Genomic DNA, 233 nt, shown 5'->3' with positions numbered 1-233 from the left:
TCGGTCATTATCAGCCGGTTAATGGCCGGAGAAACGCTGACCCTTCAGACACTGTCCGGTGAGTTTGGTGTATCGATACGCACCCTGCGTCGTGACTTACATCAACGGCTGGTCCACCTCGACATTATCGGGGAGAACGGCACGTATCGGCTCAGTGAGAGCGCCACGCGTGATCACTCTCCGGGGGCCGTTTCCTTTGCCCGCAGTACCGGTATCGCACGCATTATCCCGTC

General features: G+C 57.9%; 1 pseudogene. It reads left to right on the top strand.

The features are described 5' to 3' along the window. Nucleotides 1-233 (top strand): annotated as a pseudogene (locus DEO48_RS15335) (HTH domain-containing protein); the annotation flags it as partial.

The organism is Enterobacter sp. CGMCC 5087 (assembly GCF_003144775.1).
In the GTDB taxonomy this organism is placed as follows: Bacteria; Pseudomonadota; Gammaproteobacteria; order Enterobacterales; family Enterobacteriaceae; genus Enterobacter; species Enterobacter cloacae_M.
This window is presented reverse-complemented; position numbering and strand designations above follow the sequence as displayed.